Source organism: Halobacteriovorax sp. RT-2-3, from assembly GCF_047085075.1.
Lineage (GTDB): Bacteria > Bdellovibrionota > Bacteriovoracia > Bacteriovoracales > Bacteriovoracaceae > Halobacteriovorax_A.
The window spans coordinates 413,575-427,100 of record NZ_JBKIYF010000001.1 but is presented as its reverse complement, the minus strand read 5'-3'; the positions used below and the strand labels follow the sequence as shown (position 1 = coordinate 427,100).

Annotated in this window: 15 protein-coding genes; 5 read left to right on the top strand and 10 right to left on the bottom strand. The window is 38.0% G+C overall.

The features are described 5' to 3' along the window. Positions 1 to 210 precede the first annotated feature (210 nt). Genes pnp through ACMAYX_RS01945 form a run of 4 tightly spaced genes read left to right on the top strand, consistent with a single transcriptional unit; the run spans position 211 to position 3,889 of the window. Positions 211 to 2,472 (top strand): polyribonucleotide nucleotidyltransferase, encoded by a 2,262-nt coding sequence (gene pnp, locus ACMAYX_RS01960; protein WP_103217305.1) that lies wholly within the window; start codon positions 211 to 213, stop codon positions 2,470 to 2,472. Between the two features lie 16 nt (positions 2,473 to 2,488). Continuing rightward, positions 2,489 to 2,956, top strand: a complete 468-nt coding sequence (gene dut, locus ACMAYX_RS01955; protein ID WP_103217304.1) for a dUTP diphosphatase — start codon at positions 2,489 to 2,491, stop codon at positions 2,954 to 2,956. Positions 2,957 to 2,975: 19 nt separating this feature from the next. Beyond that, positions 2,976 to 3,260 (top strand): hypothetical protein, encoded by a 285-nt coding sequence (locus ACMAYX_RS01950; protein WP_412471457.1) that lies wholly within the window; start codon positions 2,976 to 2,978, stop codon positions 3,258 to 3,260. Between the two features lie 41 nt (positions 3,261 to 3,301). Next, positions 3,302 to 3,889, top strand: a complete 588-nt coding sequence (locus ACMAYX_RS01945) for a 2Fe-2S iron-sulfur cluster-binding protein (protein ID WP_103217302.1) — start codon at positions 3,302 to 3,304, stop codon at positions 3,887 to 3,889. 3 nt (positions 3,890 to 3,892) lie between these two features. On the opposite strand, the gene ACMAYX_RS01940 is transcribed toward ACMAYX_RS01945, so the two are convergent. The 10 genes from ACMAYX_RS01940 to ubiE all read right to left on the bottom strand — a co-directional run bounded on the left by ACMAYX_RS01940 (position 3,893) and on the right by ubiE (position 12,376). Beyond that, a complete protein-coding gene (locus ACMAYX_RS01940; RefSeq protein ID WP_103217301.1) occupies positions 3,893 to 4,453 on the bottom strand; it encodes a hypothetical protein in 561 nt (186 codons plus the stop codon). Between the two features lie 77 nt (positions 4,454 to 4,530). Beyond that, positions 4,531 to 4,782, bottom strand: coding sequence for a GlsB/YeaQ/YmgE family stress response membrane protein (locus tag ACMAYX_RS01935; RefSeq protein WP_103217300.1), 252 nt, complete (start codon positions 4,780 to 4,782; stop codon positions 4,531 to 4,533). Between the two features lie 100 nt (positions 4,783 to 4,882). Then, positions 4,883 to 6,049: a hypothetical protein gene (locus ACMAYX_RS01930; protein ID WP_412469587.1), complete on the bottom strand. Its 1,167-nt coding sequence runs from the start codon at positions 6,047 to 6,049 to the stop codon at positions 4,883 to 4,885. A 137-nt stretch (positions 6,050 to 6,186) separates the two neighbouring features. Continuing rightward, positions 6,187 to 6,357: a hypothetical protein gene (locus ACMAYX_RS01925; RefSeq protein ID WP_158246822.1), complete on the bottom strand. Its 171-nt coding sequence runs from the start codon at positions 6,355 to 6,357 to the stop codon at positions 6,187 to 6,189. 102 nt (positions 6,358 to 6,459) lie between these two features. Then, on the bottom strand, positions 6,460 to 6,660 hold the full coding sequence (locus ACMAYX_RS01920; protein WP_103217298.1) for a hypothetical protein: 201 nt from the start codon (positions 6,658 to 6,660) through the stop codon (positions 6,460 to 6,462). 41 nt (positions 6,661 to 6,701) lie between these two features. Further along, entirely contained in the window at positions 6,702 to 7,682 is a 981-nt protein-coding gene (locus tag ACMAYX_RS01915) for a hypothetical protein (protein WP_392991860.1), read from the bottom strand. Next, a complete protein-coding gene (menA, locus tag ACMAYX_RS01910; protein ID WP_103217296.1) occupies positions 7,670 to 8,581 on the bottom strand; it encodes a 1,4-dihydroxy-2-naphthoate octaprenyltransferase in 912 nt (303 codons plus the stop codon). The genes ACMAYX_RS01915 and menA overlap by 13 nt, the downstream gene beginning before the upstream one ends. 4 nt (positions 8,582 to 8,585) lie before the next feature. Then, positions 8,586 to 10,307 carry a 2-succinyl-5-enolpyruvyl-6-hydroxy-3-cyclohexene-1-carboxylic-acid synthase gene (menD, locus tag ACMAYX_RS01905; protein WP_412471456.1) on the bottom strand — a complete coding sequence of 574 codons (1,722 nt, stop codon included), beginning with the start codon at positions 10,305 to 10,307 and terminating at the stop codon, positions 8,586 to 8,588. Further along, positions 10,289 to 11,662, bottom strand: a complete 1,374-nt coding sequence (locus ACMAYX_RS01900) for an isochorismate synthase MenF (RefSeq protein WP_412469584.1) — start codon at positions 11,660 to 11,662, stop codon at positions 10,289 to 10,291. The genes menD and ACMAYX_RS01900 overlap by 19 nt, the downstream gene beginning before the upstream one ends. After that, positions 11,663 to 12,376, bottom strand: coding sequence for a bifunctional demethylmenaquinone methyltransferase/2-methoxy-6-polyprenyl-1,4-benzoquinol methylase UbiE (gene ubiE, locus ACMAYX_RS01895; RefSeq protein WP_103217293.1), 714 nt, complete (start codon positions 12,374 to 12,376; stop codon positions 11,663 to 11,665). 108 nt (positions 12,377 to 12,484) lie between these two features. On the opposite strand from ubiE, the gene ACMAYX_RS01890 reads away from it, so the two are divergent. Further along, positions 12,485 to 13,465, top strand: coding sequence for a polyprenyl synthetase family protein (locus ACMAYX_RS01890; protein WP_412469583.1), 981 nt, complete (start codon positions 12,485 to 12,487; stop codon positions 13,463 to 13,465). Positions 13,466 to 13,526 lie beyond the last annotated feature (61 nt).

Here is a 13,526-nt window from a genome sequence, read left to right as displayed (position 1 = left end):
GCTTTATGCTTCCTTTTTTTTATTTAAGCAGTTAAAATTTTAGTACGGAAATGGTTAAGAGGAGAGTTTGAGATTTAAGGGATATTAAAATTTAAAAACACGCTGATCTCAGTGGTTTTAGATTTTCATATTCTTTGGATTTCTTCTCACATACATTCCAACTAACACATTTCTAAATATAGACATTCAAAAATATAAATGGAGTTATTTATGTTAAACAACAAACGAGAGTTTACTTACAACTTTGGTGGTAAGGAAGTTACAATTGAAACTGGTCGTATGGCAAAACAAGCTGACGCATCAGTTATCGTATCTAGTGGTGGTACACAAGTTCTAGTTACTGCTACATCTGCAACAGAAGTAAAAGACGGACAAGACTTTTTCCCACTTCTAGTTGAATACACAGAAAAATTCTATTCAGCAGGGAAGTTCCTTGGTGGATTCTTAAAAAGAGAAGGTCGTCCTTCAGTTGGTGAGACTTTAAATGCTCGTCTAATTGATAGGCCACTAAGACCTCTTTTCCCACACGGATATATGTTTGATACAGTTATTTCTGCAACTGTAATCTCTTACTCACCAGAAGGTGACCCAGAGGTTCTTGCTGCACTTGGTGCATCAGCAGCTCTAACTATTTCTGATATCCCATTTGAAGGTCCAATTGGTACTTGTAAAGTTGGTCGTATCGGTGGTGAATTTGTTATCAACCCTGACCATGACAAATGGGCAGAGTCTGATATGGAAATCGTTGTTGCAGCAAGTGACAATGCAATCCTTATGGTTGAAGGGGAAGCGAAAGTCGCTCCTGAGCAAGATGTTCTAGATGCAATCTTTTTTGGTCAAAAAGAAATCGAAGGCTTTGTTGCATTCCTTAAAGATATTCAAAAAGAAGTTGGTAGAGCTAAGCGTGAATTCGTATCAGCAGCTGCAAACAATACTATGCTTGAAAAGATCAGAGCAGACTACACAGCAACAGCTCGTGAGGCGCTTAAGATTACTGATAAGCTAGAAAGACAAAAAGCTGTTAAAGCTATTGAAGCTCAAGTTAAAGCTGCAATGGCAGACGCACCAGAAGCTTTTGGTCTAACTGAAAACGATGCATTCGGAAAAGAAGCATACAAAGGTGTAGATGAACTAATGTATGAAATGCTTCGTGGAGATATCTTAAATGAAGATAAGCGTATTGCTGGTCGTGGACTTGCTGAAGTACGTGAAATCGAAACTGAGATTGATGTACTTAAAGTTCCACACGGATCATCTCTATTCACACGTGGAGAGACTCAGGTTATGGCCGCTGTTACTCTAGGTGGTAGCAAAGGTGCTCAAATGAGTGACCGTATTATTGGTACTTCAGAAGATCAATTCTATCTACACTATAACTTCCCTCCATATTCAGTAGGTGAGGCACGTGGTGTACGTGGTGTTGGACGTCGTGAGCAAGGTCACGGAAACCTAGCTGAGCGTGCTCTTAAAGCAGTTATCCCAACAGACTTCCCATATACAACTCGTCTTGTATGTGAGGTTTTAGAGTCTAACGGTTCTTCTTCAATGGGTTCTGTATGTTCAGGTTCAATGGCACTTATGGATGCTGGTGTTCCTCTAACTGCTCCTGTTGCAGGGATCGCTATGGGTCTAGTAACTGATGGTGAAAGATTCAAGATTCTTACAGATATCCTTGGTGACGAAGATCACCTAGGTGATATGGACTTTAAAGTTGCTGGTACTACTGAAGGTATTACTGCAATTCAAATGGATATCAAAATTACAGGTCTTACTAAAGAGATCGTTGAAAGTGCAATGGCACAAGCAAGAGAAGGACGTCTTCACATCCTAGAAGAGATGGCAAAGACTATTTCTGTTGAAAGAAAGACTCTTAAAGAGGGTGTTCCTGTAATGAAGTCTATGCAAATTAAGCAAGACCAAATCGGTGGCCTTATTGGTCCTGGTGGGAAGAATATTAAGAAGCTTCAAGAAGATTTCGAACTTACTATCGAGATTGATGAAGATGGAACAACTAAATTCATCTCAACTAATCAAGAGATGATTGATGAGTGTATGGCACTTGTTGGCCTACAACTTAATGGACCAGAAGTTGGTAAAGTTTACGAAGCAAAAGTTGCTTCTCTTAAAGACTACGGTGCATTTGTTGATATCGCTGCTGGTGTTGGTGGACTTGTTCACATCTCTGAAATCGCTGAAGATAGAATCACTGATGCAGCTGACTACCTAGAAGAAGGTCAAGAAGTTAAGATCAAGGTTCTTGAAATTGATAAAATGGGACGTGCAAAGCTTTCAATCAAAGCTGTTGAAGCACTAACTCGTCGTGATGGTAAAACTGAAGCAGAAGCTCAAAAAGATGCACCAAAGCGCGAGCCACGTGAATCAAGAGATGGTGATAGAGGTGATCGTCGCCCTCGTCGTGATGACAGAAAGCCAAGAGGTGACAGAAAGCCTCGTGGTGAGAAAAAAGACTAGTTAGATCAGGATTTTTATGATCGATAGAGTAGTTGATTTAAAAGTAAAGAAGCTAGAGCATTACGACTCTAGCTTCGATCTTCCACAATATGAAACAACTGGAGCTGCAGGTGCGGATCTTCGTGCTCATCTTGAGAACAAAGATAGCCTTGTGATTGCTCCAGGTGCTCGTGTCTTAGTTCCAACAGGACTTAGTTTTGAGATCCCTCACGGGTATGAAGTTCAAATTAGGCCACGTTCGGGACTATCATTTAAGACTGACCTACTTGTTGTTAACTCACCTGGGACAATCGATTGTGATTACCGCGGAGAAGTTAAGATCATTCTTGGAAATTTTGGAAAAGAGGATTTCATCATTAAGCATGGTGAGCGAATTGCTCAGATGGTTATGGCCCCGGTTTGGCAGGCCAGAATTTCGGCCGTGGATGAGTTATCTGATACTGAAAGAGGAGCTGGAGGTTTCGGCTCAACAGGGACAAAGTAGTAAAATAAGGATTATTGTAATGAGTTTAAAAGTAGACTATAGCCAAGCTTCATCTCAAGAAGAAGCCTACAATCTAGGTAAGCAGGCCGTAACACCTGAATACGTCGCAAAATTCAATGTAAAAGCTGATGTGACGACTGATGATGGTAATTTTTCCATGCAAGCTAAAGGAAAAGGCTTTGAATTGAAGCTAAAGTTTGAAGAATCTTACTGTCTGGTTGATCTTGACCTATCTTTTATGCTAAAGCCTCTTAAAGGAAAAATTTTAGAAACCATTGAGAATAAGATTAAGAAGACGGTTTAATCCTTCTTTATCTAGCTCAATAAAAATAATGAAGGCTTAAAATGTTCAAAGTTACTCTTACTCCATCAAATGAGACAATCTATGTTGATGATGAGATGTCTCTATTAGAGCATCTAAAAAAGAATGGAGTTTATGTTAACTCTAGTTGTGGCGGACACGGAACTTGTACAGATTGTATCGTTCGTGTAATGGCCGGTGCAGATAATCTTAATGAACCAACAGAAGTTGAAAAAAAGCTTATCGGTAATGTTTTTCACATCACTAAAGAGCGTATGTCATGTCAGACAATCGTAAATGGTGAAGTTACTGTGGATATGTCTGGACACTCTAAAGCTGGTGTTGAGGCAAAGCGCGAAGCTAAGAATAAAAAAGTTGTTAATGATAAACTTTCAAAGCTTAAGCAATCTGGAAACTTTAAAGTTAGAAAGAAAGATGAAGTTGAGAAAGTAATGACTGAGCGTCAAGCTAAGTGGGAAGAAAAGAACTCTAAGAAAGAGGAATGGAAAAACCACTGGGAGCGTGATGGACGCGACAACTCTAAAGAAAAGCGCCTAGGTGGCGGACGCCGTCCTAAAACAATTCGTCAAAACTACAAAGAAGAAGACGATAAAAATTCTAAAGACGATTAAAAATTAAAATTCCGACAGCAGGGCCTGAATCTTTTTCAGGTCTGCTTTTCTATTTGAGCGATCAACAAAAATATACTTTCCATCTTCAAGCTTTGCAAAAAGCTGGAAGTAACCTTTGTTTTCAAATCCACGCATTGTAGGATCTTGCTTCATTTTTGCCACATTTGGAGAGTCCATAAAGTGATCGATTGAAAAGGCATCCTTTGATTCTAGTTTATAAGTCTTCTTATAAATTGGAATAAAGAACAGTCTATGCTTTAGTACAAGCTTATCATCTTGCTTAACGATGAATTTCTCATACATATAAAAACATAGCGTAATAAATGGGATTAGAAATAGAGTGGCCGCAACTGCAATTACAAGTGCCTGATTGATACTATCACCTGTGTTGTAAAGCTTAACCATTGGACCTTTAACACCAATGAACATTGCAAAGACAACTGTTGCCGCTGCTAGAAGATAGCCCCAGAAAACCATTGGTAGTCCATAGGTTTTAAGAGTTAAACCCTCTTCATTGATTGTGATACGATCTTTTTCTTCTTTTGATACTGGAAATATAAACATTAGGCCCATGTGGCGTATTTTAGTCACAGGCCTGCGATTAGTCTACAGATAATTGCCTTGTTCGCATTAACTTTTGTTCATAGTTTTTGCAAGAGCTGGAGAGTCGCTAGAAAGACGATAGCGCCGATGGTGGAAATAACGATACTTCCAATAAGGCCATAGCCTGCAAAGCCAACCAGATGGAATGTGAAGCTTCCTACGAAGGAGCCCATGATACCCACGATGATATTGCCCACAAGGCCAAAGGTTTCTCCGCGATAGAGACTTCCAGCTAGCCAGCCTGAGATAGCACCAATAAATAAAATTATGATAAATTGTTCGATGGCCACGAAACACCTCCTAAATTAATTCATTTTAGGAGATGTATCGTATTGATTGTTAGTTAAGATAACTTAAATAAGTAAAACTTTTAAGCTCTAAGTACTGGGCCTAAAGCCAAGTACTTAGTGAGAAGTTAATTGCGTATCCGTTCGTCTCGTCCGCGTTACCATCTGTTGATGTATTTGTTTCTTCTCTTAGTTGGCGCTCAACAAGGAAACCACCATTAAGTTGTACTTTCTTTGATAGCTTGTACTGAGCACCGATATCAAGTTTGTAGATCGTTGTTCTACTTACATTTCCATCGTTATATCTCGACTGTCCAAACCCATCAGTTCCCGTAGGGTAGTCTGAAGCATCGTGTGCTAGGTCGTAAACAAATGAGTACTCAGCGTTAATCCCCGCGGCCCACTTGTCATCGATCTTATAAAGAAAGCCAGCTTGAGCATTGTAAGTCTCTTGCTTAAGAGTTGCGTAGCGATCGTTTGGATGCTTTGAGAAGTAACCAAAAAGACCTTCTGTCCAAAATGCCCAGCTATTATTTTCATATTGGTATGCTACAGAATAACCGTGATCTGCTTCTGGATCGATATCGCGCCAATAAGTGAAAGCACCTACGATGATCTCATGATTTTGAGAAGGGATATAGCGACCTTTATAAGCAAAACCTCTTTGAAAGTTTGTGTTAAAAGTTCTTTCTGTATCATAAGAAAGCTCAGACGTCGGATCTCCACCAAGGTATGGAATTGATTGATTGTCTCTGTCACGTCTTACTTGTTGGTTTGAACCAAAGAAAGTCACATCGTGAATTTGACCTTGTCTCCATCCACCGTAGCGTAGAGTTAGAAGATACTTTCTTTTAAAGTATCCAGCTCTCATCCCAGAGTATGTTTGCGTAAGGTATCCACCGTCCATTAGGTTTCTTTCAGTGATACCAAAGTGCATTGTGTAGAAAGGAACTTTACCCTTACCACCTGTTAGTTTCCAATTACTATTGAAACGGTAAGTAAGTAGGGCCTCTTCCATTAGATCAACAGTTGTCCCAGCTTCTTCAGTTGCATCAATATCAAGTTTGAACTTTGCACTCCACTGCTCGTGGTTAAAGTAAACTTTAATATCAGCAGTACCATAACCCATTTCAGCACGAGTGCTGTTGCCACCGATCTTCTCAAGTGTCATTAGGTCTAAAACCATGAAGGCACGAACATTGAAGTCGTAGGCTTGGGCAGTAATACTACTAAGTAGTAATAGTGAAACTAGTAGGGATTTTTTAAACATTGTCTACTCTCTCTTATCAAAATGACATATAAATTGGCGATTTAATAAGAGAGATGTATCAATTAAGTGACAAACTGTAAAAACAGAATTGTGTTAAGTGTGAATTACTTACAATATAATTTTGCCTTTGCTGTTTTTTAAAGCTTATTGCAGTCTTCGTAATTCTCGTAATATTGTTCGTAGTCAGGAACTGATGTTTCCTTACAGTCTTTTCGCTCAGAAGCGACATCACGAGTTGAGTTCGAAGAGCACGAGGCGCTAAATAAAACTAGTGTAGACAGGGCAAGTAGAGAGATAATTTTTTTCATGAAAAACTCCTTTTTCCTGCAAATATTATAACTCGAATTAGGATAAAAAAAAGGCCTGCAAAATGTGCAGGCCCTCTATTACATGATCGATAGAATCGATTATTAAGAGTGTGACTTATGGGCCTTTTTTCCCTTCTTGTCTTTGCGATCACATGATTTTCCATCACATTTTTTCGAGTCTTTGCAGTCTTTTTTCTTCTTAGCGCAACAACTCTTTTGTGAGCGATCACATGACTCACCAGTTTTGAATGATGAACAAGATCCCATAACTAACAATGCAGTTAGACCAAGTACTTTAAACATAACTTCTCCTTAAAATTTGTTAATAATCTTCAACACAAAGATTAAAGAGGCCTTGCAATTAGCAAACTCTTTTGAGGTTGAAATTCTTTGAATAATTTTAACCCATTTTCGTAGAAGTTGAACGTAGAAAGGCCTGCGGCATTATTTTCTAAAGCTGCAAGATGAATAATAAAGTTAAATAATTTAGGACACTCAAAGCCACTTGTGACGATAATTTGCCAATTTCTTTTATCACGTCTTAACTGGAAGAATTCAAAGACACTTATGTTGACACCAAACTTTAGAACTAAATGACTTACTTCCTCTGGTATTGAGTCCCTAAATTGAAATTCAAAGCTTTCATCAAGAGCTAGAGTGATCTTATCACTCCATAGACTTTGGGCCCAAAGCCCAAGGTCACTAAATGGTTCTTCAATATATTCGATGGCATCAATTGTATTTGAATCGAGGTTATAGAGAATACTTTCTAAGACTGAGCTATCAAGGGATCTATTGCCATCAAGGCGTAACTTAACTCCTTTTGCTGCAAGTGAATTAAGGTCTGTGATAACTTCATGGGTATTAGAGTTAGTCGAAATTTTATATTTTAAAATATCAGAGGTGCCAAACTTTAAGTCTAATCCTTTCTGAAATAGTAAATTGATTTTAACGCTATTATTTTTACTAAAGTAATCTTCGTGATTGTCTTGCTTGAAGTTTTTCTTACGATAATATTTTATGAGGGCATACTCAAAAGCAAGAATAACGTTATTTGGAATATCTTTGGCATCAATAAGAGGTGCTTCAAATAAGTCCCCATTTAGAAATTGCTCGAGAGGATAGTCAATTTCGTACTCATGCTCAAGTTCTTGGTTTTCATAAAAGAAAGCAAACTGAGTAATATAAGAAGTGAATACTTCCTCTTCAATATATACTTCAACTTCAAAGTAATCGATTTTCTTATACTCTTTTGCTCGCGCCTTAAGTGCTAAGCGCATATTGTGAACTTCTTTGTATATAGGTCTAAGAATTAGCTTAGCCACAAGATTCCACTATAGATAAGTGATGTAATAAATAGATACTTACCTGTTCGAGCAAGACTATCGTTATAAGCTGGAGATGGCCCATTTTTAATTAAGAAAGTCCATGTCTTTAAAAAAATGAGAGTTATAATTAGAAACACCATCATAAAAGCAAGTGATTGTCCTTGATTTAGAACTAGGTATGAGTGGGCACATAGAATGATAAAGGCTTGAGCAACAAAAAATAATGGAAGCCAGCTTGACGCTTTCTTTTTGAGTGCACGATTCAGTAGAACACCAAGAGTCATCTTTTTTGCAATAGCATCACTTTCAATATCACGTGCATTATTAATGGCCATGATAGCAGCACTTAAAAGGCCAGGAAAAAGACTCAGCAGTATGACTGCGTCGTTAATCGTTGAAGTCTGAAGGTAGTAAGTTCCACAAACTGCAATATTTCCGAAGAAGATAAGAGCAAGTAGTTCTCCCATTCCATAGTGTGACAGAGGAAATGGCCCTCCTGTGTAATGATATGCACCAGCGATTGAGGCCAGACCTAGAATAACAATGGGCATACCCCCAACATTCATCAGAAAGATTCCGAGAAGAAATGCTAAGGCCAACGTTCCAATAAAGAATTTTTTAACTGTTTGCGGCTCTATTAGGCCGGTGTTTGTGACACGCTCTGGACCGAGGCGCTCTTGCGTATCAACACCAGTCTGAGTGTCATAGTAGTCATTGATTAGATTTGATGAGATTTGTAAAAGTAATGTACAAAGCAGAGTAATAACAAAAATAATCCAGCTAATCTCGCCTTGGTCAAAAAAAGCATGTGCTGTCGCTAGTATTACTGGTGAAGCTCCCGCTGGTAATGTCTTTGGCCTTGCTGCAATGATAAAGCCTTTTACAAGTTGACTCATTCTTTTACCTTTTTACTGTTTTTAATTTTTTAAAGAGTGCCATATTTGACTCATTATTTGTTATGGCCTCTATAATATTGACCCCTTTAGAACTTAGGGCCTTTGTCACAAGTTTATTGAAGTCATCTTTCGTTTCACAGCACTCATATGATAGGCCATCAAATGCTTTTATTAAGCGATCAAAGCGATCGTTGTGTGGAGTCGTTAAAAGAGGAAGAAACTCCTTCTCTTTAGCAATAGGTAGAAGATTAAAAATATCGCCTTGAAAGTTATTAATAATAATAACACTTAGGTTTTTTCCGGCCTTGGCAGCTTCTTCTAGCATATATAGAGAGTTTAGATCATGCTTGAATGAAATGTCGCCAAGAACTAGTAGCTTTGGTTTATCATTCTCATCACTTAGTCCAACTAAAGTTGCAACAAACCCTTCAATCCCACTAACGCCACGGTTAGTGAAGACATTTACATTTGATCTGTAATTACTTGATACAAAGTTATCAAAGCTTCTGACAATTGTTGAATTACCTACAAGAAGATCATAGTTTTCATCAATATTTTCAATAATATTCTTAGAGATAAAAGGTTGAGTCAGCTCTTCTTCTTCGATAACGGCCCTCTTTCTTTCCACGAAATCATGCCACATAACTGGTGGTGCTTGATTCAGTTCAAGTTTTACGAGTCCATTTAAAAACGAAAGTGGATCACAAATAATTTTATATGTGTTTGAAAATCCTGGGTCGTGATCAAAATCCACATTTGTTACATGAATAAGTTCACACTTATTTCTTTCTAAGAAATTATAATAATGCTTTGAAACTAAGCGGCCACCGATATGAATGATAATCTCCGGTGGACTTTGTTCATAAACATCCAAAACTTCTGGATGATCAAAGTTTGGTGTCAGATAGTCTTCGAGACAAAACTGGTACTTTAGTCCACTTGTGATATCAAGATACTTTGGCACCTTGATTTTCATTAGCGCGTCTTGGTAATGCTCAAGATCTTTTTTTCCATCAAGTTTTCCAATAACAAGTAAGACATTCTTTGCCTCAACTAGTTTTTGTCCTAGTTCAAACTCCATTTGGTAAGTTTGATAAGCGCTTGAGATCACCTTGGCACCGTTATTATTAAAACTCTCTAGCGCTTTTTCAAGATACTCTTTTGAAATAGGCATTGGTGTTGAGTCAAGTGGCTCTCTAAGAGGAAGGTTAATGTGTACAGGCCTCTTATTGATTTTTGCGCGTCCTATGGCCGTTGAAATTAGAGTTCTAAGTCTCGTAGCACTTAGCGCTTCATTTGGTGCCTCAAGACTTAAATTATAACAAGTGTGATCAGCAATAACACTTAATTGATCTATTGTTTGATTTGAATCCGTTTTAACTAATTCACTAGGTCTATCAGCTGTTAATATTATTAATGGTAGCCCTGATTTATTTGCCTCGATAATTGCCGGCGCAAAATTGGCCATGGCCGTTCCCGATGTACATGTAAGCAGGGGAATCGAGTCTGAGACTTTAGATCGCCCTAGGGCCCTGTAGCTTAGTGCTCTTTCATCAAAGTATGAATATGTGTCAACAAGCTCATGATAGTGAGCAGCGGCAAGAACTGGTGCATTTCTCATTCCTGGAGCCGCGTAGAATTGCGTGATTGAATTCTTTGCTAATTCATCAACAATGATTGATGCCCAAAGTCTTGAAAGATTTTCAGTTACTGGAAATTTGTCCATGATTTGGCCTTGATAACTTCAGTGAAGTTTTTCATTTTGTTTGTGGTTTCATTCCATTCTTTTTCCGCCGAAGAATCTTTAACGATTCCACAACCAGCATAAATATGTAGGTCTGTTTTATCCACAAGTGCACACCTTAGACCAACTGCAAGCTCAGTTTTGTCTTTTGAAAAATAACCAATTGGGGCAGCGTAGAGCCCGCGAGAATTAGTTTCTAGTTCACTAATAAGATTAATTGCAAGTGGCTTTGGAAGCCCCGCAACTGCAGGTGTAGGGTGCAGTTTAGTGATTAGATCACTGCGTTTAGCACTATCATTCAAAGTCGCTTCGTACTTCGTATGAATATGCTGAATATATTTAAGTTTTAGAATTTGTTCTTTTTTAGTAATTTCAATATCACTCGCCAAATTAGCTAGCGTCTCTTCAATATAACTTGAAACATGTCTGTGTTCTTCAAGCTCTTTTGTATTAGATAGCAGATTTGCCTCTAGCGTGTCATCTTCTTGCTTATTGGCGCCTCTTTTCGTCGTTCCTGCAATACTGTCGATCAGAACTTTTCTGCCATCAAGCTTAAATAGAGTCTCTGGTGTTACACTGTAGAAGCATTGGTGTGCTGAAAATTGAAATAAGATATTATAGCTATTGTAGCTATTGTTTTCTTTTAGTGTCTTAAATTGTTCATATGAACTGATAGGGTTCTTAAATGAAACCTTAAGTTTTCTAGAAAGAACTATCTTAGAAATTTGTGAACGATTAATCTTAGAAACTGCGGCTTCAACTATTTTGCTCCACTGATTCTTACTCGTCTCAGAAATATTCTTTGTTATATGATTGTAATCACTATGCATATGCCTAGGATTTGGATCAAGGGTAATGGCCAATTCATGAAGGGCCTCTTTCTTATTTTGCTCATCCGCAAAGAATGAGTTTGGAAGAATTACATTGATATCAACACCCTGAGGTGTCGTCTCGATTAAGACCTTAGGAACAAAGTACGAGCAGTCTTCAAGTCCATGCCACTCAAGCGAATCTGCTTCAGCTTTAAATCTTTGAGCACCACAAATTTTAAGAAAATCATGAGACTCAATTAGCCTCTCAATATCTTCGTAGTGGTAAAGGGAGCTAAAGTCACGCCAAGAACCAAGGGCCAGAAACTCTGTATCTTTGTCTTTGTTTAGAAAGTAAAACTTTTTTGAAGTTTGAAAGAGGTCAATAATAGATGAGATATTATTAAACCCGGCCTCAAACTTTACAAGACTATATTCACTACCCTTGATTAAATCTTCACTTGAACAATCAAGTTTAATCAGGGCGTTGATGATATCAATTTGGAGGTTGTTAGCAGATAAACGCAATTACTTCTCTCCAATGTAAAGAGTGGCTATCCCAAATGTAAGAGTAATAAATCTAACGTTTTTAAAACCTGCTTTTGTCATCTCGTCTGCAAACTCTTGTCCATATGGAAAATCTTCTACTGTTTGATTTAGATAGGTATAAGCATCTTTATGCTTAGAGATTAGGTTTCCAACAAATGGAAGTAAGTATCTAAAGTAGAAGAAGTAGATCCCACGAAAAAGAAAGTTCTTTGGAATAGAAAATTCTAAAACAAAGCTTCTTCCACCTGGACGAATCACTCTGTACATATTTTGTAATGATTTTTTGAAGTCTGGGAAATTTCTAATACCAAAGCTTACACTTGTTACATCAAATGTTTCATCGGCCGCTGGGATTTCAACACCGTCGCCAATATGCATTTTGGCTTTTTTATCTAATTTCTTAGCAACAATTTTCTTCTTTCCAATTTCGATCATACCTTTTGATAAGTCGATACCTGTTACGCTTTCAACATTTTTTGCACGAGCAAGTGCAATTGTTAAATCTCCAGTTCCACAAGCAAGATCTAGACACTGAAGTTTTTCTCTCTTTGGAAGGTTGGCAATAACCACCTTACGCCAGTAGATATCGATACCAAATGAAAGGATGTGATTTAGTAAATCGTATGTTCCGGCAATTTTATCAAAGATTTCAAATGACTTTGTTTTTCTTGTCGCAAGCTCTTTATTGCTCATATTTAATCAGTCCTTCTGCAGTGCAGTGTTTATCAATAGTATTTGCGTTATATTAATCATTTACGGCCCCTTTCGACAAGTGGTATTACTATTAAAACGGAAAAAACTATGAACGAATTTTTTGAAAGCATCCCTCCACAAATTTTAGAGAAAGCGGTCAATATTGACCTAGAAATTAAGTCCGAAAACTGCCTTAAAGCAATTAAGGAAGTTCTTGCTAAAACTGTTTTATCTGGTGGAAAACGCCTGCGTCCTATGCTGACATATCTAATGGCAGATTTTTTTAATGCGCACGAAAAAGAGGATGTCGCAATATGTGCTCGTGCAATTGAAATGGTTCATGCTGCTTCACTTGCTCATGATGATGTTATTGATGGCGCAACGCAAAGGCGTGGGAATCCTTCAATTAATGTTGAGGCATCAAATAAGAAGGCCGTTCTTGCTGGAGATTATCTGCTAGCAGACGTTATCTTAAGCCTTTCTAAAATTGGCTCAATCAAAGTTCTTCAAAGCATGTCTCAGGTAATTCAAGATCTTGCAATTGGTGAATGGGTTCAGTCTGATGCTCTCGATTCTCGTAAGTACTCGAAAGAAATTATTGAAAAAATTGCTTTTCATAAAACGGCCTCTGTTATGGGGTGGTGCTGTTGGTCTGGAGCTTACCTTGGTGTAGAGGATGAAGAGCTTGCATCTAAAGCTGCACGCTTTGGCCACCTAATCGGAATTGCTTTCCAGATGGTAGATGACACACTTGATTTCAGTGATGGAGAAAGCCTAAAGGATGCTCACCTTGATCTAGAGCAGAATTTAGTTAACTCAGTTGTCTATGACTATCTTGCGGCAAATCCTCTTAAGATGGATGAGTATCAAAAAGGTGGCGAGCTTAAGGATATCGTTAATCTCGAAGAAATCTCAGAAAATGTTTCTAATATTAAAAATGAAGCGACAGCACTTGTTGATGAAGCTAATGATATCCTTCACGAAATTCGCACAGAATTAATTTCTCGTGGGTTCAATGAAGAGCGCTTAGCTGAAACGATCAAGCCTCTTGAGCTTATTGGTGGCTTTATTCTAAATCGCCAGGTTTAAGATACTTTACTGTCTAATGTTTGATAATTATATTACTCACAAAATATTTAAGGCCAAGCTT